This window comes from Achromobacter seleniivolatilans (genome assembly GCF_030864005.1).
Lineage (GTDB): Bacteria > Pseudomonadota > Gammaproteobacteria > Burkholderiales > Burkholderiaceae_B > Achromobacter > Achromobacter seleniivolatilans.
The window spans coordinates 322,872-345,433 of sequence record NZ_CP132976.1 but is presented as its reverse complement, the minus strand read 5'-3'; the positions used below and the strand labels follow the sequence as shown (position 1 = coordinate 345,433).

Annotated in this window: 17 protein-coding genes; 7 read left to right on the top strand and 10 right to left on the bottom strand. The window is 62.1% G+C overall.

Annotated elements, in window-relative coordinates; genetic code table 11:
- Window positions 1-4 precede the first annotated feature (4 nt).
- Window positions 5-1,360, top strand: coding sequence for a type II toxin-antitoxin system HipA family toxin (locus RAS12_RS01560; RefSeq protein ID WP_306944743.1), 1,356 nt, complete (start codon window positions 5-7; stop codon window positions 1,358-1,360).
- Between the two features lie 32 nt (window positions 1,361-1,392).
- On the opposite strand, the gene RAS12_RS01555 is transcribed toward RAS12_RS01560, so the two are convergent.
- Window positions 1,393-3,609 (bottom strand): TonB-dependent receptor, encoded by a 2,217-nt coding sequence (locus RAS12_RS01555; RefSeq protein ID WP_306944742.1) that lies wholly within the window; start codon window positions 3,607-3,609, stop codon window positions 1,393-1,395.
- A gap of 242 nt (window positions 3,610-3,851) precedes the next feature.
- On the bottom strand, window positions 3,852-4,721 hold the full coding sequence (locus RAS12_RS01550; protein ID WP_306951722.1) for a pirin family protein: 870 nt from the start codon (window positions 4,719-4,721) through the stop codon (window positions 3,852-3,854).
- A 193-nt stretch (window positions 4,722-4,914) separates the two neighbouring features.
- On the opposite strand from RAS12_RS01550, the gene RAS12_RS01545 reads away from it, so the two are divergent.
- The gene (locus RAS12_RS01545) at window positions 4,915-5,823 is read left to right on the top strand and encodes a LysR substrate-binding domain-containing protein (protein ID WP_306944741.1); all 909 of its coding nucleotides are present in this window, start codon (window positions 4,915-4,917) and stop codon (window positions 5,821-5,823) included.
- A gap of 18 nt (window positions 5,824-5,841) precedes the next feature.
- Here the strand turns inward: RAS12_RS01545 and RAS12_RS01540 are convergent, their stop codons facing one another.
- From RAS12_RS01540 to RAS12_RS01530, 3 genes are all read right to left on the bottom strand, one after another.
- Window positions 5,842-6,822 (bottom strand): Bug family tripartite tricarboxylate transporter substrate binding protein, encoded by a 981-nt coding sequence (locus RAS12_RS01540; protein WP_371321239.1) that lies wholly within the window; start codon window positions 6,820-6,822, stop codon window positions 5,842-5,844.
- Between the two features lie 69 nt (window positions 6,823-6,891).
- Window positions 6,892-8,403, bottom strand: a complete 1,512-nt coding sequence (locus tag RAS12_RS01535) for an AMP-binding protein (RefSeq protein ID WP_306944740.1) — start codon at window positions 8,401-8,403, stop codon at window positions 6,892-6,894.
- Window positions 8,400-9,299 carry an SDR family oxidoreductase gene (locus RAS12_RS01530; protein ID WP_306944739.1) on the bottom strand — a complete coding sequence of 300 codons (900 nt, stop codon included), beginning with the start codon at window positions 9,297-9,299 and terminating at the stop codon, window positions 8,400-8,402. Before RAS12_RS01530 ends, RAS12_RS01535 begins: the two co-directional genes overlap by 4 nt.
- 122 nt (window positions 9,300-9,421) lie before the next feature.
- On the opposite strand from RAS12_RS01530, the gene RAS12_RS01525 reads away from it, so the two are divergent.
- Window positions 9,422-10,351 (top strand): LysR family transcriptional regulator, encoded by a 930-nt coding sequence (locus RAS12_RS01525; RefSeq protein WP_306944738.1) that lies wholly within the window; start codon window positions 9,422-9,424, stop codon window positions 10,349-10,351.
- A gap of 304 nt (window positions 10,352-10,655) precedes the next feature.
- Window positions 10,656-13,361, top strand: coding sequence for an aconitate hydratase AcnA (acnA, locus tag RAS12_RS01520; RefSeq protein ID WP_306944737.1), 2,706 nt, complete (start codon window positions 10,656-10,658; stop codon window positions 13,359-13,361).
- A gap of 92 nt (window positions 13,362-13,453) precedes the next feature.
- Here acnA and RAS12_RS01515 read toward each other — a convergent pair whose 3' ends face one another.
- Window positions 13,454-14,230 (bottom strand): DODA-type extradiol aromatic ring-opening family dioxygenase, encoded by a 777-nt coding sequence (locus RAS12_RS01515; protein WP_306944736.1) that lies wholly within the window; start codon window positions 14,228-14,230, stop codon window positions 13,454-13,456.
- A gap of 228 nt (window positions 14,231-14,458) precedes the next feature.
- Here RAS12_RS01515 and RAS12_RS01510 point away from each other — a divergent pair, with 228 nt between their 5' ends.
- The 3 genes from RAS12_RS01510 to efp all read left to right on the top strand — a co-directional run bounded on the left by RAS12_RS01510 (window position 14,459) and on the right by efp (window position 17,491).
- Window positions 14,459-15,661 (top strand): DUF2863 family protein, encoded by a 1,203-nt coding sequence (locus tag RAS12_RS01510; protein WP_306951718.1) that lies wholly within the window; start codon window positions 14,459-14,461, stop codon window positions 15,659-15,661.
- Window positions 15,662-15,667: 6 nt separating this feature from the next.
- On the top strand, window positions 15,668-16,780 hold the full coding sequence (gene earP, locus RAS12_RS01505) for an elongation factor P maturation arginine rhamnosyltransferase EarP (RefSeq protein WP_306944735.1): 1,113 nt from the start codon (window positions 15,668-15,670) through the stop codon (window positions 16,778-16,780).
- A gap of 150 nt (window positions 16,781-16,930) precedes the next feature.
- Window positions 16,931-17,491 carry an elongation factor P gene (gene efp / locus RAS12_RS01500; protein WP_306944734.1) on the top strand — a complete coding sequence of 187 codons (561 nt, stop codon included), beginning with the start codon at window positions 16,931-16,933 and terminating at the stop codon, window positions 17,489-17,491.
- A gap of 55 nt (window positions 17,492-17,546) precedes the next feature.
- On the opposite strand, the gene RAS12_RS01495 is transcribed toward efp, so the two are convergent.
- The 4 genes from RAS12_RS01495 to RAS12_RS01480 form a co-directional block, all read right to left on the bottom strand.
- The gene (locus tag RAS12_RS01495; RefSeq protein ID WP_306944733.1) at window positions 17,547-18,005 is read right to left on the bottom strand and encodes a DUF1178 family protein; all 459 of its coding nucleotides are present in this window, start codon (window positions 18,003-18,005) and stop codon (window positions 17,547-17,549) included.
- Window positions 18,006-18,143: 138 nt separating this feature from the next.
- On the bottom strand, window positions 18,144-18,851 hold the full coding sequence (locus RAS12_RS01490; RefSeq protein WP_306944732.1) for a DUF2968 domain-containing protein: 708 nt from the start codon (window positions 18,849-18,851) through the stop codon (window positions 18,144-18,146).
- Between the two features lie 106 nt (window positions 18,852-18,957).
- The gene (locus RAS12_RS01485) at window positions 18,958-20,370 is read right to left on the bottom strand and encodes a sigma 54-interacting transcriptional regulator (RefSeq protein WP_306944731.1); all 1,413 of its coding nucleotides are present in this window, start codon (window positions 20,368-20,370) and stop codon (window positions 18,958-18,960) included.
- Between the two features lie 49 nt (window positions 20,371-20,419).
- A complete protein-coding gene (locus RAS12_RS01480) occupies window positions 20,420-22,516 on the bottom strand; it encodes a pilus assembly protein TadG-related protein (protein ID WP_306944730.1) in 2,097 nt (698 codons plus the stop codon).
- Between the last annotated feature and the right edge of the window lie 46 nt (window positions 22,517-22,562).

The following is a 22,562-nucleotide window of genomic DNA, read 5'->3' as shown; positions in this document are numbered from 1 at the left end:
GCCCATGGGGCGTCGCTCCCACACCCGCACCCTGAAGCTCTGGATGAACGGCGAGTTCGTCGGCACCTGGAGCATGCTTCCTCATGCAGCCGAAACTCTGCAATACGCCGACTCCTGGGTGGTCTCACCCCGAGGGCGTCCGCTGTCACTGTCCCTACCGTTCACCCCAGGCAATCAGCCACACCGCAGCGATGCCGTGCGCAACTACTTCGAGAACCTGCTGCCGGACAGCAAGGGCATCCGCGATCGCGTTGCGCGCCGGTTTCAGGCCGGCTCGACCGACGCTTTCGCGCTGCTGGCCGAAATTGGCCGGGACTGCGTAGGCGCCCTACAGGTGCTCCCGGACGCTGCTCCACCTGACGGTGTGCAGGAGGTCCACGCGACGCCTCTGGACGACGCTGCTGTGGCCCAGGTCTTGCGCAACACCCTGGCGCCGGCGCCAGTCAGTGGCCTGGACAGGGCAGACGACGATGACTTCCGCATTTCCATTGCCGGCGCACAGGAGAAGACCGCCCTGCTCTGGTTCAACGACCGGTGGTGTCTGCCTCATCGCGCGACGCCGACCACCCACATCTTCAAGCTGCCGATGGGCTTGGTCGGCAACCTCAACTTCGATATGCGCGACTCGGCCGAGAACGAGTGGCTGTGCTCGGAGATTCTGCGCGCCTACGGCTTGCCGGTAGCATGCACGCAGACTCTCCAATTCGAGGACATGAAGGTACTGGCGGTCGAGCGATTCGACCGTAAGTGGTGGACGGCTCCAGACGGCAAGCGCTGGCTCATCCGGTTGCCGCAGGAAGACATGTGCCAGGCCACCGGGACGCCGCCGCACCTCAAGTACGAGGCAGACGGCGGGCCAGGAGTGCGCACCATCATGAAGCTGCTGGCCACCTCCACCGATCCGGATGGAGACCGCCGCAATTTCTTCCAGGCCCAGGTCCTCTTCTGCATGCTACGCGCCACCGATGGCCATGCGAAGAACTTCAGTATTTTTCTGAACGCCGCCGGGAGCTATCAGCTCACGCCGTTGTACGACGTGCTCTCGGCATATCCGATCATCGGCACGGGGGCAAACCAGCTGTCGCCGTTCAAGGCCAAGATGGCTATGGCCGTGCGCTCGAAGAACGCTCACTGGGTCATGCGCGACATCCTGCGTCAGCACTGGCTGACTGTGGGCGCAGAGCATGGCGTGGTGGCGCCCGACGGCCGCGGCGTAGAGGCGGTGGTCGACGACCTGGTGGCGCGCACGTCCGGGGTCGTTAAGACAGTTCGCGCGCTACTGCCCGCCGGATTCCCCTCGTACGTGGCCGACAGCATCCTGAGCGGCCTACAGGAGGCCGCTGACAACCTGGCCGGTTAGCGCCAGCGGGTTCAGCGCCAGCCGGCTCAGCATCAGAAATCCATACTGGCCGACAGCAGGAACGTGCGCGGGCCGCCCAGCACCAGATAACCATTGCCGGGGTAACCGCCGACCGACGACCAGTAGTTGCGGTTGGCGATGTTTTCCACGCGGGCACGCAGCGTCACCACGTGGCCGCCGACATCCGTCATGTAGCGCACACCAGCGTCAAAGCGGGTCCAGCCGGGCACCTTGAGGGTGTTGGCATCATCCGCGTAGGATGATCCCGTGTAGACCACGCGGCCATCCACGGCTAGGCCTTGCACGCCGGGGATATCCCACTCCACGCCCATGTTGGCCTGGAAGCGCGGCACGCCGATCACGCGGTTGCCATCCAGCGAGGCCGTGCCCGTGGAGCGCTGTTGGGCATCCAGCCAAGTCAGGCCGCCCAGGACACGCACGCTCTTGATGGGCTCGCCGTACACCGTCAATTCAACACCCTGATGGCGATCCTTGCCGGACGTGGTCAGTTCGTTGCTGGCGTTGTACATCGCACGCGGCTTGTCGGTCGAGAAGAGCGCCAAACCGGCGCCCAGACCGTCGCCCTCATACTTCGCGCCAATTTCCTTTTGCTTGGAAACATAAGGCTGCAAGCTTTGGCCGACGTTCGGCACAGGTTTGCCATTGGCGTTCGCCGGTGCGGTAGGGCCGGCCACCAGGGCCTCGATATAGTTCGCGTACAGAGAGACGCTGGGCGTGACCTTGAAGACGATACCGGCGGCAGGCGAGTTACGGCTGGCGTCGTAGGCGCCATTTTCCTTGCCCGTGTTGTAGGCATAGTCGCGCTGAGACAAGCGCTGATGGCGGATGCCGAGTGTCAGCAGCACCTTGTCGTCCAGGAACGACATGGTGTCGCCCAACGCATAGCTGCTCATGCGCGTGCGGCCTTGCAGTGCCGGATTGTCAATGTCGTTGCCCCGCAACGCGCCTGCACTGAATGCAGGCTTGTCATACGACACCGGGTCGTAGATGTTGGTGGGGAAGGTGTTCAGGTAATCCATGATGTAGGCGTTCTTCTTCTTCAGATCGAAGAAGGACGCCGACGCCACAATCTCATGACCCACAGGACCGGTGCGCACTTTGGCGCGCAGGCCAAATTCGCCTGTATTGACGCTGTCTTCACGCGTATTGTCGAAGCGGTAGAAGTTGCCCGCGCCGGTGCTGCCGTTGGTCAGCGTAACGTTGCCAAGCGAGTTGGCTTCGTCGCTGCGGCGAAAACCATAGGCCGCCCAGCCCGTCAGCTTGTCGCTGAAATCGTGCTCGGCGCGCACGGTGCCGAACAGGTCGCGCTCATTGGAATACGACCAGGGCTGCGCGTAGTTCGAGCTGGCGTCGGGCGCATCGGGAACCTTCGTCACGCCCGCGCCCATCGTCACATTGGGACGTGCGCGCTTGAGTTTGTTTTCCTGCCAGCCGATATCCGCGGACAAGCGGGTATCAGCCGAGCGCCAGTCCAGGCCCAGCGACACCAGGCTGGTGCGGGAATGTTCGTCATCAATGCCGGTGTCGCCACTGCGCTGCGCCGCATTCAGACGAATGCCCGTGCTGTCATCGGGGCCGAAGCGGCGAGCGATATCAGTGGACAACTGGAACTGGCCGCCGCTGGACACGCCCGTCGTGACGCGGGTGAGCGGATCGTTCGGCGCCCGCTTGGGCACCAGGTTGATCACACCGCCGATACCGCCGCCGCCAGGGGTGGCGCCCGTCAGGAAGGCCGTTGCGCCGCGCAGCACTTCCACGCGCTCAAACAATTCGGTGGCGATGTATTGACGGGGCAGCAGGCTGTAAAGACCGTTATAGGCCACGTCATCCGAGCTCAGGATGAAACCGCGGATGAAGTAGGACTCCTGGAAATTACCGAAGCCGCGCGCCACGCGCACGCCGGAGTCGTTCTGCAATACGTCGCCAACGCTGCGCGCCTGCTTGTCTTGAATCAGCTCATTGGTATAGCTGGTGATGCTGAACGGCGTGCTCAGGTTGTCTAGCGTGCCCAATACGCCGACTCGGCCGCCCGTCGCCACCTGCCCGCCCGCGAAAGGCGCAGCCAGGCCGCCCGCCGACGCGTCCGCGCTGGCTTCCACTTTGATCGCTTCCATTGACACGACGGAGCCACTGGCATTGGCGGGTTGAGCTTGGGGCGCGGTCTGACCATAGGCGGCGCCCAGGCACGGCAGCGTAGCGGCCAGGCAGGCAAGATTTCGAATTTTCATATCGGGATCATGATGGGCAAGAAATGTCCGCCGAAGCGGAACGAAGAATCGCAAAATCCCGATTGCTTGAACTACCGCAGGCATCGCGCGAAGCCTGGGGAAGCCCGCTCACCAAGGGTCTTGAACTCGTAGGGTCTATGCCGGGAATGTTATCAATACAAGAATCATTCTCATTCCGTCCCTGATAAAAAAGCGGATCATCGTTGCCGAGGCACAACATCTAACCGCTCTTCAGGACAGCGTCAGGCAGCCAGGTCCTGGCGCAATTCACCAAATTCACCGGCCTCGTAAGCCGTCAACGCTTGGGACAATGCGCGTTGGCTGGACATCACGAAGGGTCCGCGCTGCACAATGGGCTCGTCAATCGCCGGCCCCGCGATCAGCACAAAGTGGGCAGGCGCGCGGCCCGCCATCAATAGCAGGACACCCTCGTCGCCCCCTCGGCGAGCCGATGCCACCAATGCCGAATTGGCCGGCAGCACGGCAAAATCTGGATCACCGCCCGCCATCTTCGGCAGCGGCGCGGCCCCGGTCACCCGGTGACGAGCCCGCACGCCCATATCGCCTTGCACCGCGTAGATCCAGGCGTTCCAGCCCGGCTGCAAAGGCACCAACTGGGTAGCGCCTGGCCGCAACCACCCGTCCAGCATCAGCAATGGTTCGGGGGTTTCCAACGGCGATTGCCAGCCGCCATAACTGCCCGCAACGACGCGAATACGACCGGCGTCCGTCTGAATGACCGGCATTTCCCAGGCGCGCAGCAGCGAGGTCGCCGGAGGCAGGGATTTCAGCCGTTCGGGCAGGTTCACGAAGATCTGCAAACCGTTCAACTGCGCCGGACCTACGGGTTGCTGCGTATGCAGAATGCCCTTGCCCGCCAGGGTCCAGTGCACGTCGCCGGGCCGTATTTCGTGATCGTTTTGCACACTGTCCCGGCTTTGCATCACGCCCTTGGAATCTTCCAGCAAGAGCGTCACCGCTGACATTCCGGCGTGGGGGTGCGGCGCGAACGTCGGGCCCGTCATCAGAAAGTGATCCACCATGACCAGAGGCGACATGCTCCTGGAAAAATCGGTGTGCCGGAACTGCCGGATGGAACAAGTTTCGCCCATGGCCTGAGCTTGGCTGGGTACGACTGCGCTGAGATGGATAGTCAAGTGGGGTGCTGCCTGGTGATGGGGCGGTGCATTCTGACAGCAAGCTTATGGGTTCCACCTGCCGGACAGTAGAGTGCAATTTCAGGATTTATTGTCCTACTGTGCAGGACAATAGTGGCCATTACCCTTCCCTGCCCTAAAAAACCCCATGCATTCATACCTTCACCACCTGGACGACCTGCTGCTATTTAGCGAGGTGGTTGAGAAAGGCGGGTTTTCCGCAGCCGCCCGTGTGTTGAATCTGCAACGGTCCAAGCTCAGCCGGCGCGTAGCCGAGCTGGAGGCGCGCCTGGGGCAGCGCTTATTGCAGCGCAATACCCGTCGCGTGTCGCTGACCCCGATGGGCGAACAGATTTATGTTCACGCCCAAGCCATGGCGCGTGAAGCCCGCACGGCATTCGACCTGGCGGCCTCGGCTGGAGACACACCCAGCGGTCTGCTGCGGATGACCGCGCCATCGCCCCTTTCGGTATTTCTGCTGGGTGATCTGGTGGCCCGATTCTGCCTGGCCTATCCAGAGGTGCGGGTGCTGCTCGACACCCGCGACCAGATCATTGATCTGGTCGGCGAAGGGTATGACCTGGCTTTTCGCGCGCAAGGGGCATCCCTGACAGATTCGCGCCTGATCGCGCGCGATCTGGCCCCAGTGCCGCTGGTGCTGGTCTGCCATCCGGCGATGGCCCAATCCGCGCCCCGGCATCCGCGAGACCTGGCGTCTCTGCCATTGTTGGCGCATGGCACGCAAGACAGCCCCCAGAGCTGGCAGTTCGCGGGGCCGGGAGGCGAGCAGGAGTCGATCGAATTTTTGCCCCGCAGCCTGAGCAACAATCCGGCCGCGCTACGCGAGATGGCCCGATCCGGTCTGGGCGCGGCGCTACTGCCCCATTATTTGTGCGCGCCCTATCTGGCGTCTGGCGACCTTGTGGAATTGCTGCCCGCATGGCGCGCGACGCCCGCCCGCATCTACGCCGTCATGCCTGCGCGGCGCGGCATTCCGCTGGCGCTGCGCAGGTTTCTGGAATACGCCGTGGCGGAGCTGCCCGGGAAACTGATATAAGCGACGCGGTCAGAACCATCAATCCAGCTTGATATGGTTGGCCTGAATCACCGCCCCCCATCGTGTGCGGTCTTCCTGCACATAGGCATCGGTTTCAGCCTGATCGCGTGGGGCCTGAATGACGAGACCCAAGGTCTGGAAGCGCTCGCGAAAATCTGGCTGCCGCATGACGTTGGCCACCGCCTGCTGTAGACGCGCCGCCTCCGGCGCTGGTGTCGCTTGCGGCACGGCTACGCCGAACCAGGTTGCTGCGCGAAAACCCGGAAATCCGCTTTCCGCCACGGTCGGCACATCAGGCAGAACGGCCAGGCGCTCCGTTGTTGTCACCGCCAGCGCCTTGATCTTGTTTTCCTTCACCAGCGGCAAAGACGTACTGATGACATCCACCATCAATTGCGTGTCGTTGGCCATCAAAGAACTCAACGCGGGCGCGCTGCCGTTATAGGGAATGTGCGCCACGTCGATGCCGGTGCGCGACTTGAGCAGCTCAGTCGCCAGTTGCAAGGGATTGCCGATACCGACCGATGCGTAGTTCAACTTGCCGGGCCGGGCCTGGGCATAGCTGACAAACTGAGCGAGCGTCGTGACCGGCACCTGATTGTTTGCCACCACCACGAGCGGCAGCTCCGCCACCACGGACAGCACACGAAAATCGCGCGCGGCGTCATAGGCGATCTTCTGGTAGAGCATGGGGTTCAAGACCATGCTGGCATTGCTGGCCAGAAAAAGCGTGTAGCCGTCGGGCTGGGCGCGGGCCACTTGGGTAGCGGCGATCATGGTGTTGGCGCCCGGCTTGTTCTCCACGACCACCGTCTGCAACAGCTCTTTGGACAAGCGCTCGGCCAACACCCGCGACAGCTGATCCGCAGCGCCGCCTGGCGTGTACGGTACAACCAGCTTTACCGGCCGGTCTGGAAAAGCGGCCAGCGCTTGCGAGGCGCAGGCGCTGGCTAACACCGCCGCCGCAAAGCGGCCGGCCCAGTGGTTCATCTTCAACATGCTTGTCTCCCGAGTCTTTGCCGACTCTTATCGTGGGTACTGCGTTGATGGTGGCGGGGTTTGACGCCGCTACACCTTTCTTTGATGCCCTTCCCAAAACTGGGCGCGTAACCGGCGCTTGGCGATCTTGCCGTTGTCGTCACGGGGCAGCGCATCCTGCAAGCGCAGTTCGCGCGGAACCTTGTAGCGGGCAATTCGCGTGGATAGCCATGCAAGCATGTCTTCTGCCTGTAAAACTGCATCCGGGGCGGGCTGCACCAGCGCCAGCAGCCGTTCGCCGAACTCGTCGTCCGGCACGCCGAACACGGCGCAATCTGCCACGCCCGGGTACTGCATGAACTGGTGTTCGATCTCGGCGGGGTAAATATTCACGCCACCAGAGATGACCATGTCGGACTCGCGGTCACAAACAAACAGAAAACCGTCAGCGTCCAGGTAACCCAGGTCGCCCAGGCCGATCAAACCGTCTCGTTCCACCGCTTGGCGCGCTTCTGCATGATTGCGGTAGGTGAAGTCCGCATAGGCCGGCTGGTGCACGTAGATCTTCCCGACTTGACCGGCAGGGCAAACCGACCCGTCCTCGGCATAGATGCGCACTTGCGCCTGGCCTATCGGCCGGCCCGCGCTGCCGGGACGCGCCAGCGCCTCGTGCGAGTCAATCGCCGTGACCATGCCCGCCTCGCTAGACGCATAGGTTTCATGGATGACCGGGCCCAGCCAATCGATCATCGCGCGCTTGAGCTCTGGCGCGCACGGCGCGCCGGTAGAGGCTACAAACCGCAGCGATGACAGGTCAAAGCCCGCCCGGGTGCGCGCATCCACCTTCAGCAAGCGCACATACATGATTGGCACCAGATAGACAGTGTCGATCCGATGCTGCTCGATCAAGCGCAGCACTTCCAGCGGATCGAAGCGCGAGGTCAGGACCAGTGTGTCGCACACGCGCAGCGCCACCTGCGCGAAGACGCTCGGCGCGCTGTGGTAGATCGGCGCGGGCAGCAGTGCTTTGGAACCCTTGCGCAAACCGTAAGCCGTCTCGACCACGGATTCGACGGCAGCCAGATGGTGGGCCAGCCGGTCCACCGGAAACGGCTGGCGCACAACTCCCTTGGGCCGGCCGGTGGTGCCGGACGTATAGGCCATATGGCCGCGGGGCGCGACCAGCGGCCCGTCGTAAGGAGCCTGCGCATCGCGCCATGCGTGATAGTCGTTCGCCTCGAACACCCCGCAGCCCCCGGACGCACCGGGCATCACGCGCAGGACGGGCAAGCCGCGAGGCAGCGCCGTCCATATCTGCTGCCACAAGTCCTCTTCGGCAATCAGCAACTTTGCGCCACTGTCATTCACTAGAAAAGTGACCTCGTCAGCGGTGTAGTGCCAGTTGATCGGGCAGTAGTAGCAGCCCAACCGCTTGCACGCGGCAATGATTTCCAGGTAGGGCATGCCGTTACGCAACAGCACTGCGATCACGTCGCCCTCCTGCACGCCCATGGCGGACAACCCTGCCGCCACTTGCTCGCCACGGCTAATCAGTTGCGCACGATCCAGCTGCGTATCGCCTGCGATGAACAAGCCGCTCATGGCTGGCCCACCGCGCGCTGCGCCTTGTCTTCTGCATTGCGCGCCTCTATCGCCGCGCGCGCTGCCGCCCAGTCGGCGTCCGTCCAATCAAAGTACTGCTTGAAATACGCGCCATTGGCCAGCGAATCGCCGCCATCCAGCGCGATGGTCTGTCCGTTGATCCAATCGTTGCCCGGGGCCAGCAAAAAGGCGGCCAGCTCGCCAATGTCATCGCCTGTGCCCAAGCGTTGCATCGGGTTCTGCTTGATCAGCGTATCCATACCGTCGCCATTGGGACGCAATCGCGCCGTCGCGCCCTCGGTCGGGATGACGCCCGGGGCGATGGCGTTAAAGCGGATACCGTGCCGGCCCCATTCGATGGCAAGCGACTTAGTCATGGCGTCGATGCCCGCCTTGGACATCGCGGACGGCACGACGAAGGGGGTGCCGGTCCAGATCCAGGTGACGACAATGGACAGCACCGCGCCCTGCGCGCCCGTGGCAATCCAGCGTTTGCCCACCGCCTGCGTGGCGTAGAAGGTGCCGCGAAACACCGTATCGGCGATGGCATTAAAGCCGCGTGCCGACAGTTTCTCGGTAGGGCTGATGAAGTTGCCCGCGGCATTGTTGATCAGGCCGTCCAGCCCGCCGTGCTCGGTCCAGATGCCCTCGACCATGGCGTCCACGGCATCAGCGTCGCGGATGTCCACCGCATGGGCAAATGCCTGCCCGCCGTGCGCGGCACGCAATGCGGCTGCCGCTTCCTGCACCACCGACAACCGGCGTCCACACAGATGCACGGTTGCGCCCAGCGACGCCAGCTTGCCGGCCATGGCGTAACCCAGCCCGGTGCCTCCGCCAGTGATCAATATGCGCTGGCCCTGGAACAGGTCCGGGCGAAACAGGCTTTGCTGCATGGTTTGTCTCCTGAATGTTTGTAGACAGCATCGTTTGGGTAGAGCGTAACAACGCACCGATACCGCGACAATCCTTCGACTTGGGTAAACTCTGTTTCCTCACAGGCAACAATAGACACCCCATGTCCGCCCTGCCCGCCCTCGACCTGAACCTGATCCAGCTGTTCGTGACCATCGTGGAGGCAGGCACGCTTAGCGAGGCGGCGTTACGCCAAGGGGTAACGCGTTCCCATGTCAGCCGGAATCTGCAAAAACTGGAACGCGCGTTCGGCGCTCAACTGATCCGCCGTACGACGCGTAGGCTCGAGCTGACACAACCGGGAACCGTGCTGTACGAACACGGCGCACGCATGGCTCGCGAGGTCGAATCGGCCCGCCATGCGCTGCAAAAGCTGGGGGCCGAGCCCACCGGGCATGTCCGGCTCAGTCTGCCCACCGGGCTGGGGGAATTGGACCAATTGCGGCCGCTGCTGGTGCGCTTTGCCTTGCAGCATCCCAGCCTGAGCCTGCGAGTACTGTTTTCAAACCGGGTCAGCGACCTGATTTCGTCAGAGATCGACGTTGCCCTGCGCGTCATTTCGACACCCCCGCAGGATTACGTTGCGCGCGAATTGGGCGAAGTGAAATGGCATTTGTGCGCGTCACCCGCCTACTTGCAGCGGGTAGGCACGCCGGCTCACCCGCGCGATCTGGGCCGGCTCGACTTTCTATGTCCGCCCGGCCCCAAACCCCAAACCACGCTGCGCCTGCACCGAAAAGGCCAGATCTACGAAACCAAACTCGCTCCGCGCCTTCAATCCGAATATTTTCCGTTCCTGGCTCAAGCGGCCCGGGACGGCGCCGGGGTGGCGCTGTTGCCTGCTTATATTGTTTCGCCCGATGTAGCGGCCAAACGTCTACGTCCCGTTCTGCCCGCTTACCGGGCGGAAGGGCCCGGTGACAAGCTTTTTATCCTGACGTCCCCCACGCCATATCCATCCACCGCCCAGCGTGCGCTGGTGGATTTTTTGAAGGCGGAACTGGAGCCCTTGCTGCGCGATTTCCTGGCCTGACGCGTGCCAGGTTGCGCCGCAACGCGGCTGTAGGACTTTCTTGCTAAAAATGCCGGGTCTTGCAGGCTGGCCCCATGTCCGCCACAGTATGGGTTTTGCAGTCCGGGCTGTTTGCATCGGGATGGGCCGGAACTTTGACGCGCAGTCCCAGTCTTATATAAGATACAAGACATAAGACTGCGCAGTGACAGTACACAAGACTGTGCGCGCCCTTGTCTCCCCTACAATGACAAACGCGCAAAAACGCCAGAAAATGCCGCCTGCACCAGGGCAAATTCAGTCGGGCAAAACCACGGAGTCCATCATGCCGCACAACACACTAGACACTCTCAAGAATTTCAAGATCGGCAATAAATCCTGTCAGTACTATTCGCTGCCGGCGCTGGGCAAGTCCCTAGGCATCGATGTGCAGCGGCTCCCGGTTTCGATCCGCGTCGTTTTGGAATCCGTGCTGCGCAACTGTGACGGCAAGAAGGTCACCGAAGAGCACGTCAAACAGCTGGCCAACTGGCAGGCCAATGCCAAGCGCGAAGACGAAATCCCCTTTGTTGTGGCGCGGGTTGTCTTGCAGGACTTCACGGGTGTGCCGCTTTTGGCCGATATCGCCGCCATGCGCTCGGTGGCCCACAAGATGGGCAAGAGCCCCAAGAGCATCGAGCCTCTGGTGCCGGTGGACCTGGTGGTGGACCACTCGGTCATGATCGATTACTTCGGCACCAAGTCCGCGCTGGACCTGAACATGAAGCTGGAATTCAAGCGCAACCAAGAGCGCTACCAGTTCATGAAGTGGGGCATGCAGGCGTTTGACACCTTTGGCGTCGTGCCTCCGGGCTTTGGCATCGTCCACCAGGTCAATCTGGAATACCTGGCGCGTGGCGTCCACCTGGACAAGAAGAACAACGTTTACTACCCCGATTCGCTGGTGGGCACAGACAGCCACACGACGATGATCAACGGCATCGGCGTGGTCGGCTGGGGCGTGGGCGGCATCGAAGCTGAAGCCGGCATGCTGGGTCAACCGGTCTATTTCCTGACCCCCGACGTGGTCGGCGTGGAACTCAAGGGCCAGTTGCGCGGCGGCGTCACCGCCACCGACCTGGTGCTGACCATTACCGAAATGCTGCGCCGTGAAAAAGTGGTGGGCAAGTTTGTCGAATTCTGCGGCGAAGGCACCGCCAGCCTGACCGTGGCTGAACGCGCCACCATCGGCAACATGGCGCCCGAATACGGCGCCACGATGGGTTTCTTCCCTGTCGACGAACGCACCATCGACTATTTCCGCGGCACCGGCCGCACCGAAGACGAAATCGCCGCCTTTGAAGCCTACTTCAAGGCCCAGAAGATGTTTGGCATTCCGTCTGCCCAAGACATCAACTTCACCAAGCTGCTGACGCTGGACCTGTCCACCGTGGCACCGTCGCTGGCAGGCCCGAAGCGTCCGCAGGACCGCATCGAAATCGGCAACGTGAAGAACACCTTCATCGACCTGTTCTCCAAGCCCATCGCGGAAAACGGCTTCAACCAGCCGGCCGAAAAGCTGGGCCAGACCTTCACCACCAGCACGGGCACGAAGATCAAGAACGGCGACATCCTGATTGCCGCCATCACGTCTTGCACCAACACGTCGAACCCCAACGTGCTGCTGGCCGCCGGCCTGCTGGCCAAGAAGGCCGTGGAAGCAGGCCTTAAGGTGCCCAAGCACATCAAGACGTCGCTGGCTCCTGGGTCCCGCGTGGTCACCGATTACCTGACCAAGACCGGCCTGTTGCCCTACCTGGAAAAGCTGGGCTTTGACGTGGCCGCCTATGGCTGCACCACTTGCATCGGCAACGCGGGCGACCTGACGCCGGACCTGAACGAAGCGATCACCAGCAACGACCTGATCTGCTCGGCCGTGCTGTCCGGCAACCGCAACTTTGAAGCGCGCATACACCCGAACATCAAGGCCAACTTCCTGGCATCGCCGCCGCTGGTAGTGGCCTACGCGCTGGCCGGCACGGTCACGCGCGATCTGATGACCGAGCCGGTCGGGCGCGGCAAGAACGGCGACGTGTGGCTGGGCGACATCTGGCCCACCGCTGAAGAAGTCGAAGCACTGATGAAGCATGCTCTGGACCCGAAGGTGTTCGAGGCCAACTACAGCCAGGTCAAGAGCAACCCGGGCAAGCTCTGGGAGAACATCAAGGGCGTCAACGGCGACACCTACAACTGGCCGGATTCAACCTACATCGCCGAACCGCCTTTCTTTGAGGGCTTCGGCATGACCCCGGCCGCGATGCCTGCCGTCAAGAACGCCCGCGCGCTTGGCGTCTTTGGCGACTCGGTCACGACCGACCACATCTCGCCCGCCGGTTCCATCAAGGAAACCTCGCCCGCAGGCAAGTGGCTGAAAGAAAACGGCGTCATGAAGGCCGATTTCAACAGCTACGGCTCGCGCCGCGGCAACCACGAAATCATGATGCGCGGCACGTTTGCCAACGTGCGCATCAAGAACCTGATGATCCCGTCGCTGCCGGACGGCAGCCGCTTCGAAGGCGGCGAAACGCTGTTCCAGCCCACAGGCGAACAGATGTCCATCTATGACGCCGCGATGAAGTATGTGGCTGACGGCACCTCCACCGTGGTGTTCGGCGGTGAAGAATACGGCACCGGCTCGTCGCGCGATTGGGCGGCCAAGGGCACCCAGCTGCTGGGCGTGAAGGCTGTGATCACCCGCAGCTTTGAACGCATCCACCGCAGCAACCTGGTGGGCATGGGCGTGCTGCCGTTGCAATTCAAGGGCACGGACAGCGTGCAATCGCTGGGCATCACCGGCGAAGAAACGTATGACATTTCGGGCCTGGAAAACGGCATCAAGCCGATGCAGGACGTGACGCTGACGATCACCCGCAAGGACGGTTCGAAGCAAGATGTGGCAGTGCTGCTGCGCATCGACACGCCGATCGAAGTCGACTACTACCAACACGGCGGCATCCTGCCCTTCGTGCTGCGTCAGTTGCTGGCTGCCTGAGTCCTGCTGCCACCCAGCGCAAGACCCTGAAAGTACGCCCCGGAGCCGCAAGGCTTCGGGGCGTTTTACTTAGCGGAAACAGCAACTAGGGGTCAGTCGTCGAACTGGTAGGCGTCCATCGCCAGCGCGCCGTACGAAATCTCGTCGTTCAGACGCGTAGCCGTCGCGCCGCCCGCCCCCAGCGCCACGTAGAGCGGCATCAGGTGATCGTCGTGCGGATGGGCCTGTAAAGCGCCAGGCGCCTGCGCCTGCCAATCCAGCAGCGCGGGCACATTATGCTCCGCCAGATTGCGCGCATACCAGTCCTGAAAACCGGGCACATAAGACACGGCGGGCGCATTCTGCGGCATACGGATGTGGCGCAGATTGTGCGTCAGCGACCCGGACCCGATGATCAGAATGCCTTCGTCGCGCAACGGCGCCAGCGCGCGGCCCAGCGCCAGTTGGCCTGCGGCATCACGCCCCATGTCCAAGGACAACTGCACGACCGGCACGTCCACCTCGGGGTACAGATACCGCAACGGCACCCAGGCGCCATGATCCAGCGGCCGGCGCGGATCGCGATCGGCGGCAATGCCTGATTCCGCCAACAGCGCTTGCACGCGGCCAGCCAGCTCGGGGGAACCCGGCGCCGCATATTGCAAGGCATAGAGTTCAGGCGGAAAACCGCCGAAGTCATGCCATGCCACCTGCTGATCCCGCGTGGACAAGGCCAAACCTTCGCCCATCCAGTGCGGCGACACGACCAGAATGCCACTGGGTTTGCGGCCCTGGTTAAGGCTCCAGTCCGCAAGCACAGGACCGGTCAGACCGGGTTCCACGGCCAGCATGGGCGAACCATGGGAAACGAAAAGCGTAGGCCAACGCATAGCGGAGCCTCCAAAGATAAGTTGATGATTGCATTTTCGGACGTTTCCAATCAGCAATAAACCCCGCCACCCGGGATAATCTGTTGCCATCCAAGCATCAATCTGCCGCCGCGCCCTTCTCGACGCCGAACTGACGGCCAGCGGCCCTATTCAAAGGCGGCCTTAGCCGACCTGCGTGGCGGGCGTTAAACTATGTCGTTACACCCTTACTGGACGCCCTCCGAAGTTATGGCCCGATCCCGCAGCCAATCCGCTCCCCGCATGACCCGTGATGCCACCCGCCTGGTCGCGCTTGCTCAAGCGCTCAGCCGCTCGGGCAGCCGCGTCGAAGACGTGTTCTGGGAGAACCAGCTTGGCGAAGCGATTCCAAAACTGCTCAAGGCCGGGCAAGACGCCCCCCTGGAAGCGGCACTGGACCACCTCGCGCAAAACGATATTGGCGCCTACGAAGTCTTGATTGAGCAGGCAGAAACCCTGTCTGAATCGATGAAGATCGAGAAAAATGGCGTCCGGCACGACGTATTGCTGATCGTGGCGCCTATCGTCGCCTGGACCCGTTATGCCATCCCGACCGGCCCGGTGTCCGCAAGCGCCCAGCAAGCCCTGCTTGCGCAACTGCATGGCCACGTCCTGTCCAGCAAGGCGCGCACTGCACTGATGCCCATGCTGGTCAGCGTGGACCAGATGCCGCGCACGTTCTCGGAAACCTGGCACTGGCTGCAACGCCTGGGCACTCAGGCGCTCGGCGAAGAATCCACCAAGCCGACGCTGAACACCGAGACCGAGACGGCCAACATGCTGGCCGACACGCGCTACATCATCGGTGCGGTTGCCGTACCCGAAAACGAACCGATCTTCCGCTGGCAGGAACAGGTGAGCGAAGCCGACGCCAGCCGCGACGCCTGCCAAGAGCAGTTCGCCGCCCAAGCGCAGCCCACGCTGGCGGCGCTGCTGCCCGGTTGCGGGTTTGAAGCCTTGCTGCCGGACGCGTATTACGTCAGCAACCGCGAAGCCGATCGCCGCGTCCGTCCGCTGTCTTTGCGCGCTGCCATCAGTTGGCTTGAAGGCGCAGTCAGCCTTGAGCCGTCGCAGTTGCGCGCGGTTATTGCCGGCTGCGGTGAAAGCCGCATCGACGAATTCCGCATCAGCTTCACGGCGCGCAGCAGTAACGACGTCTACTACGGCTGCGTGTGGCCCGTTTACGGCCGCGAAGAAGAGCAGCCTTCGGAAGAAGGCCAGCCCGACGTCGTGGACGAAATCGCAGCACTGCTAAAGGAATACGGCGTGACTGAAGTACGCCGCATCCCGGGCGTGCTGCCGGCCGAGTACTGCGAAGACTGCGGGGCGCCTTATTTCCCTAATCCGCTGGGCGAACTGGTACACGCCGAATTGCCCGAGGACGCGGAAGCCGCGCCCGCAAAGTTCCACTAGGCAGCAATGCAAGCGGACATCTTCTGCCGGGTCGTCGACAACTACGGCGACATCGGCGTCTGCTGGCGCCTGGCGCGCCGGCTGGCGCAGGGCCGCGGCTGGGATGTCCGGCTCTGGGTCGACGACCTGGCAAGCTTTGCGCACATCCAACCGGGCATTCAGGCCCAGTCCGCCAGGCAGAGCTTGAACGGCGTTGATATTGTCCACTGGTCGCCCACGCCCGATCCCACTCTGACGGCGCGCGACGTCGTCATCGAAGCCTTTGCCTGCGATCCCCCCCCAGCGTTCATAGACAGCATGCGCCACACGCATCCTGCCTGGATCAATCTGGAATACCTGAGCGCTGAAGCGTGGGTGGAAAGCTGCCATGGCCTGCCCTCGCAACGCCCCGACGGTCTGGTGAAGCACTTTTTCTTTCCGGGTTTCACGGCTGCCACAGGCGGTCTGCTTAGGGAACCCGGCCTGACTCGCGAACGCGATGCGTTGCAAGCCTCGGTAGACCAGCAGAACGATTTTCTGCGGTCCTTGGGCGTGGATGACGCCCTGCTGTTGCAGCGCCGCGACGGCGCCCGCACGGTGTCCCTGTTTTGCTATCCGACGGCGCCTGCCCACGACTTGATCCAAGCGCTGGCCGCCGATCCTCGCCGCAGCGTACTGCTTGTGCCCCAGGGTGTGGCGCCCGGACTGGAAGCTGCCTGCACGGCGCCGGGCGCGCCGTTGCTGGCCCGGCTGCCCTTCGTGGCCCAACCGGACTTTGACCGCGTGCTATGGAGTTCAGATCTGAATTTCGTGCGCGGCGAAGACTCGTTTGTGCGCGCAGCCTGGGCCGCCCGTCCCCTGGTGTGGCAGATTTACGCGCAAGAAGAAAATGCACATCTGGAAAAGCTGGAAGCCTGGCTGGCACGGTATCCGGCCCCGGAATCAGCCCACGCCCTTATACGTGCCTGGAACCAGCCGGAGACAGGCCAAACCGCATCCGCCGTTGCCGCTGCAATGGCGCCTGCGCACTGGAAAGCATGGGTGCAGGCTGCTACGAAATGGGATGCCGAGCAGGCTGCCCTGCCCGATCTGGCCGAAAATCTGGCCGACTTTTGCGCAGACTTGGCCAAGAAACGTTAGAATAGAGAGTTTTCTGAGTCGCCCTGAACGTAGTCGGGCCTCAAAATGACGCCTCCCGGGGTGTGCAAAAGGTGCGTTTTCTGCCAGTTTTTGTGACGGCGGCTTTTTGCAAGCACGGTGAGTGCACCTATCACCCCCGGAGTTTTATCGATGAAAACCGCTCAGGAATTGCGAGTCGGCAACGTGGTCATGGTCGGCAAGGATCCCCTCGTGGTCCAGAAGGCCGAATACAACAAGTCTGGCCGCAACGCTGCTGTTGTAAAGCTGAAGTTCAAGAACCTGTTGACCGCCTCGGCCAGCGAATCGGTCTACAAGGCTGACGAAAAGTTCGAAGTCGTTCAATTGGATCGCAAGGAGTGCACCTACTCCTACTTCGGCGACCCGATGTACGTCTTCATGGACGAAGAGTACAACCAGTTCGAAATCGAAGCCGAAAGCATGGGCGACGCTCTGAACTATCTGGAAGAAGCGATGCCCGTGGAAGTGGTCTTCTACGACGGCCGCGCCATCTCGGTTGAACTGCCCACCACGATCGTTCGCGAAATCACCTACACCGAACCCGCCGTGCGCGGCGATACGTCGGGCAAGGTAACGAAGCCGGCCAAGATCAACACCGGCTACGAATTGAACGTGCCGCTGTTCTGCGCCATCGGCGACAAGATCGAAATCGACACCCGCACGAACGAATACCGCAGCCGCGTTAATAACTAATCCGGCAGCAGGTAGAAAAAAGCCAGACCTACGGGTCTGGCTTTTTTATTGCCGCCTACTGCAGGCGGTCGTCGTCCAGAAAGTCTGGTACGGCCATGACATCTATACCGTCCTCGGACAGGGATTCCCGCTCTTCAGGGGTGGCGGTGCCGCGAATCGGGCGTTCGTCGGCTTCACCTTCGTGGATGCGGCGGGCTTCTTCCGCAAAACGCGGGCCGACGTTTTCTGTGTTGCGCAACAACGCCCGCACCTGACGCATGACCACGGATTGCAATGCCGCCATCTTGTCGGCGTCGGACGCGCCTGCCGGCACGGCAGGCGCCTGCGCTGGCGCATGCAGGTGGGACACATTCAGACGTGGCGCGGACAGGCGTTTGGTAATACTGGCCGAGCCGCAAACGGGGCACGTGACCAAGCCACGCGCCTGTTGCGCGTCATAGTCTTCGTGCGAACCAAACCAGCCTTCAAAAATGTGGCTGTGATCACACTGCAGGTCGAAAACTTTGAGTGCCATGGCAACTATATGGGGTCTAGCGGACAGAATACAAGAATCCGCCCGGCACTAGCGGAATGCCCGGGCGCTGCTGGGGAGTTTTCAGTCCGCCCCAAGTAAAAGCGGGCCCGAAGGCCCGCTATACCGGTTTGGCGCAGATTACTTGCGCTTGGGCGGCGGGGCGTTGGTTTGCACTTGCGCCTGCTGCGCCTGCAAGGCGTCGATCTGGCGTTGCAGATCACGCAGTTGCTGGCGCACATCCTTTTGCTGATCGGCCAAAGCCGTGGCTTCTTGGCGCGATTGTTCCTGGCGCGCCGCAACTTGCTCTTCCTGCTGCATCCGCAGCGTACGGTCGGCTTGCAACGTGCTCAGTTCAGCGCTTCGGCTTGCCAGCAGCTTTTCGGCATGCGCATATTCTGCTTGGAGCTTGATGCGCTTGATGTCTACTTCGGCGAGTTCGGCGGACTGCGCGGTGAAAGCGCGGTACGTTGCCTCTGCCTGCTTGTCCGACGTAGTCTTCAGCACGCGCCAGAAGTCTTTCTGCTGGAACAGCGCGACGTAGTAGGTCAGGTCATCCGGCTTGAACAGCAGGCTGGCGCCATACGTGCCGTTATAGGCCGTACGCAGTTCCGACACTTGGCGGTTCTGAATCAGGCTCTGCAATTCCGACACGGTGGACGACGGCCGCGCAGCTGCTGCGGGCGCAGCGGGCGGGGTGACGGGTGTTGAAGCCGCCTGCGTGTCCTCGACCTGCTTAACCGTGGGCCGAGGCGCTTCGGATTGAGCGCTGGCGCATGCCGCCAAGCCGGACAAAGCCGAGCTTAACAATGCCATGCGAACGGCGGCACGGATAAATTGGACGTTCATGCCTTCCCCAAAAAAATCGTTGCGGAACTATAGCAATTTATTTCGCCCACGGCTGACGCACTTACATTCGCCGCAGGGTTTTTTGTCGCCCCCTACGGGGCTTTCCCTATTGCACGATCAGAATGTCCCGAAAATCATTTCCGCCGTTTTCACCTTGCCCGCCCCCCAGATGCAGTTTGCGCATTTTTTCCCACAGCACTTTGCGGCTGATGCCCAAAGTATTGGCCGTGTCCTGGCGGCGCCAGCCATTGACATCAAGCGCGGCCAGGATACGGGACCGTTCGGCGCGCTCCGCATCCGTGAATACGGGCGGCTCGCACTGGGCGCTGGCGCCACTTAGCGCGCCCGTGGCCTGTAGCGGTTCCATCATCTGATCAAAAATGCGTTCAATGCGCGCCTGGTCCCAGCCCTTGAACTGCCGGCGCATGATGGCAACGCGTTCGGCCACATTGGACAATTCGCGGACATTACCCGCATATCGCGTGCGCCCCACTCGCTCCAACAACCACGCTGGCGGCTCGCCTTCGCCGCCCAACCGCTCCAACAATGCGCGAAAGATGGCAATTTTCTCTTCAGGCCCGCGTTGCTCCAGATTCGGAATGCGCAACTCAATAACGGCCAGCCGGTAATAGAGGTCTGCCCGGAACTCATCCTGACCTACCAGCACGCGCAAGTCCTTGTTGGTGGCGGCGACCAAACGGAAGTCCACGGGCACCTCCGCCGTGGAACCCAGCCGCGTTACCGAGCTCTGTTCCAATACCCGCAGCAGTTTGACCTGCTGGTACAGCGGCAAATCGCCGATTTCATCCAGGAACAGCGTGCCGCCATTGGCCTGCTCAAAGTAGCCCTTGTGCGCGCCCACCGCTCCGGTAAACGCGCCCTTCGCATGGCCAAAGAAGTGAGCTTCGAACAAGCCCTCTGGAATCGCGCCGCAGTTGACCGCCACGAACGGTCCGTCAGACCACGCGGCGCGATCGTGCAGCAGGCGTGCTATGCGTTCCTTGCCCACGCCCGTCTCGCCATGAATCAGCGCGTTGCTGCGGCAATCCGCGAACAGATCCGCCTCGGCCAGCAACGCTTGCATGGGTTCCGACACGGCAATCAGCGGCTGCTCGCGCTTGGGCGCCGTGCGATTGAACTGGTCCAGCGTTCCCAACAATTCAAACAGCAACTTGCGCAAGTCTGCCGTCGTGAACGACAACGGCAAGGTATAGGAGTAATCGGGCGGGTAATAACGTGAATCACGGCCCCGCGATTCCGCTGCAACCCAGATAACCGGCATCCCTTGTGCGGCCAGCCAGTCATAACCGCTAAAACGGTTGTCGCCCATCACCGACACCGACACCAGCGCCACCGCCGGCCGTGAAGCATCCCGGGGCGGCGGAAAAGCCGTGCCGGCATCCGCGCGCACCAGCGACACGTCCATGCCCGTCAGGCAGCGCTCCGCGCGGCTGGCGATGTCGGAAGTCCCTTCCCAGACGTAGATATCGAATTCATCACGAGCAAATTTATGCGTCATCGCGCACACCTTGCCGCCGAGCGGAAAACGGGAGTTAGTGGCTTCATCATCAATACACCAAACGGGGCTGGCCGCAATCGACCGACAGCAGCGACACATCGGTTTGGCCCACACTCAGGCCAAGCAGGTCCAGCAGCTGTTGCAGCATGGTCGACAACATGCCCAGCAAGGGTTGCAGCAGGTTCACCACAATGGACAGCACGCCGCCCACTTGGGAACTGCCGTTCAGAGCCATGGACGCCACCGACCCGACCCGGCACTGCCGGATCGAATCGGGCACGATCGCCAGCGTGCAGACCAGATCATTGACCGGGGCAAGCAACAGCGACGTCAGAATATTCCCCACCAGCTGCAAGGTGCCGCCCAACACGCCAGTCAAACCACCTGTCGTCAATCTTGAACTCAGTTGATTCAGCGCGGTGGTTGACCACTGCATATCATTGAACACCTGCGTGATCGACTTGCCAGGATTGGAACCGACTCCGCCCACCAGCGTCGTCGCCAGAGACGTGCGCTCTGCTGGGGTCAGCGGCGTGCCGGTGTTGAAAAGATCGCCCAATATCCCGCCGATAAGCGCGTCCGACAGATTGGATGCCAGCGCGCCCAGGTTGACGGATGTGGCGGTAACTGTCGCGGTGGACGGCGTACCCGGCGGCTCTGTCAAAGTCACCGACACGGGGGCCGTCGAATTGAAAATGGGCAGTGTGACCTTGGCGGTCAACGGCAGAATGCCCAGCACATTTATCACTTGATGACGCTGGATGGAGGCAAAGGAACTGACCTGGCAGCTGTTGGTCAAGGACACGAAGTGCGCGCTGTTGATATCGGTAGCGGACGTCATGCCTGGAAAGCGCCCCAGGCAGATATTCGCGACAGACGATGTGACCGCGATGGTGGCTTGGGACTGTGTCAACGGCGCTTGGCAAAGGTTTGTCAGCGTGCCGGTCGATTGCGCCACGTCGATGATGATGGGCAAGTCCACTTTCGTGCCTAGCGTATTTGCCAGCAACGGTCCCACCAGCGGAATATTGCTGGTATTCACCCGCAGGTATACGCGGATGCCGGCACTGGTGGCTTGTGTGCCGATGCCACCGACTGCGAGCGTAGGCGGCTCCACAATGCGCACTTTCGCATCAATACCCAAAAGCGGCACACTCAGCCCCAGGTTGATCAGGTTCTGGCCATTGGCCACGACCAGCGCGGTTTCAAGCAAATTGAGCGCGTTCAGATTCGCCTGCAAGGCGCCCGTGGCGTCGCCGCCCACCACCGACAGATTCAGCACCCCGCCATTGCCGAACAGCTTGACCGGCAAATTCAGCGGCATCACGGCCAGCACCGTGTTGATGGCGTTGTTGATCAAGCCCACACTGGCGCCTGCCGTGCCGCTTTGATTGACGACGGTCAGCGTTGCTTGCAGCAGCTGGCCCAGAGTCAGGTTATTGACCGCCGCCAATTCAGCGGGCGTGCCCACGCCTGTAGCGACCGACAGGGGTAAGCCCAGCGCCTTCAGCAAGCCCGATGGCGTGATGTTGACGCTGGCAAGGCCCGCGGCATCCAGTACGTCCAATTGCGCGGGCGTCGCGCCCACTGTGGACAGCAGCTGCGACAGCAAACCGCCTCGCTGCAAGCGCAGCAAGCGAGATCCCACCATGAATGCCGCAACCGGCTGGGTATTCGTTGCCACCGCGCTGACCGACACCTTGGTGCTCATGCCCAGACTGCCGAACATGCTGGCCAGCGTCTTGCGTATCGTCAGCCGCACTGCATTTAGCGGTTGGCCGCTAGTGGGATCAAACACATGCATGCCGCTCGCATCGGCACGGCTTGAATCCCACACCTTGCATTCCACCGTGAAATCCGCAGCGGTGAAAGTGTCGAAAATATTCGGCACATTCGCCAGCGCCGACGCTTTGCCGGCGGTGGCGGCCCGCGTGCAATCCGCGGCAGATCCCATGCCCAGCACCTGAACCGCCGACAAGGCGGCCAGGTCCGCTGCCTTCTGCATCTCGCGCTTCATGTAATAGCCATAGCCCAGTTGCGCGACGCCCAGAAGCACAACGCCCACCAGCACCGCAAACACGACGGCCACGGTCATGCTGCCGCGCTGGCGCAGCGGGGAAACACGACGCAAAGGGATGGTTGGCATGGTGTTGCAACCCCGTATGAATGCAGCGTGATGATGGCAGGCGCCA

What these genes read in the sequence shown, in the direction of transcription:
- RAS12_RS01560 (WP_306944743.1), top strand. Translation starts at nt 5, where the DNA reads ATGGGGCGTCGCTCCCACACCCGCACCCTGAAGCTCTGGATGAACGGC.
- RAS12_RS01555 (WP_306944742.1), bottom strand. Translation starts at nt 3,609, where the DNA reads ATGAAAATTCGAAATCTTGCCTGCCTGGCCGCTACGCTGCCGTGCCTG.
- RAS12_RS01550 (WP_306951722.1), bottom strand. Translation starts at nt 4,721, where the DNA reads ATGGGCGAAACTTGTTCCATCCGGCAGTTCCGGCACACCGATTTTTCC.
- RAS12_RS01545 (WP_306944741.1), top strand. Translation starts at nt 4,915, where the DNA reads ATGCATTCATACCTTCACCACCTGGACGACCTGCTGCTATTTAGCGAG.
- RAS12_RS01540 (WP_371321239.1), bottom strand. Translation starts at nt 6,822, where the DNA reads ATGTTGAAGATGAACCACTGGGCCGGCCGCTTTGCGGCGGCGGTGTTA.
- RAS12_RS01535 (WP_306944740.1), bottom strand. Translation starts at nt 8,403, where the DNA reads ATGAGCGGCTTGTTCATCGCAGGCGATACGCAGCTGGATCGTGCGCAA.
- RAS12_RS01530 (WP_306944739.1), bottom strand. Translation starts at nt 9,299, where the DNA reads ATGCAGCAAAGCCTGTTTCGCCCGGACCTGTTCCAGGGCCAGCGCATA.
- RAS12_RS01525 (WP_306944738.1), top strand. Translation starts at nt 9,422, where the DNA reads ATGTCCGCCCTGCCCGCCCTCGACCTGAACCTGATCCAGCTGTTCGTG.
- acnA (WP_306944737.1), top strand. Translation starts at nt 10,656, where the DNA reads ATGCCGCACAACACACTAGACACTCTCAAGAATTTCAAGATCGGCAAT.
- RAS12_RS01515 (WP_306944736.1), bottom strand. Translation starts at nt 14,230, where the DNA reads ATGCGTTGGCCTACGCTTTTCGTTTCCCATGGTTCGCCCATGCTGGCC.
- RAS12_RS01510 (WP_306951718.1), top strand. Translation starts at nt 14,459, where the DNA reads ATGGCCCGATCCCGCAGCCAATCCGCTCCCCGCATGACCCGTGATGCC.
- earP (WP_306944735.1), top strand. Translation starts at nt 15,668, where the DNA reads ATGCAAGCGGACATCTTCTGCCGGGTCGTCGACAACTACGGCGACATC.
- efp (WP_306944734.1), top strand. Translation starts at nt 16,931, where the DNA reads ATGAAAACCGCTCAGGAATTGCGAGTCGGCAACGTGGTCATGGTCGGC.
- RAS12_RS01495 (WP_306944733.1), bottom strand. Translation starts at nt 18,005, where the DNA reads ATGGCACTCAAAGTTTTCGACCTGCAGTGTGATCACAGCCACATTTTT.
- RAS12_RS01490 (WP_306944732.1), bottom strand. Translation starts at nt 18,851, where the DNA reads ATGAACGTCCAATTTATCCGTGCCGCCGTTCGCATGGCATTGTTAAGC.
- RAS12_RS01485 (WP_306944731.1), bottom strand. Translation starts at nt 20,370, where the DNA reads ATGACGCATAAATTTGCTCGTGATGAATTCGATATCTACGTCTGGGAA.
- RAS12_RS01480 (WP_306944730.1), bottom strand. Translation starts at nt 22,516, where the DNA reads ATGCCAACCATCCCTTTGCGTCGTGTTTCCCCGCTGCGCCAGCGCGGC.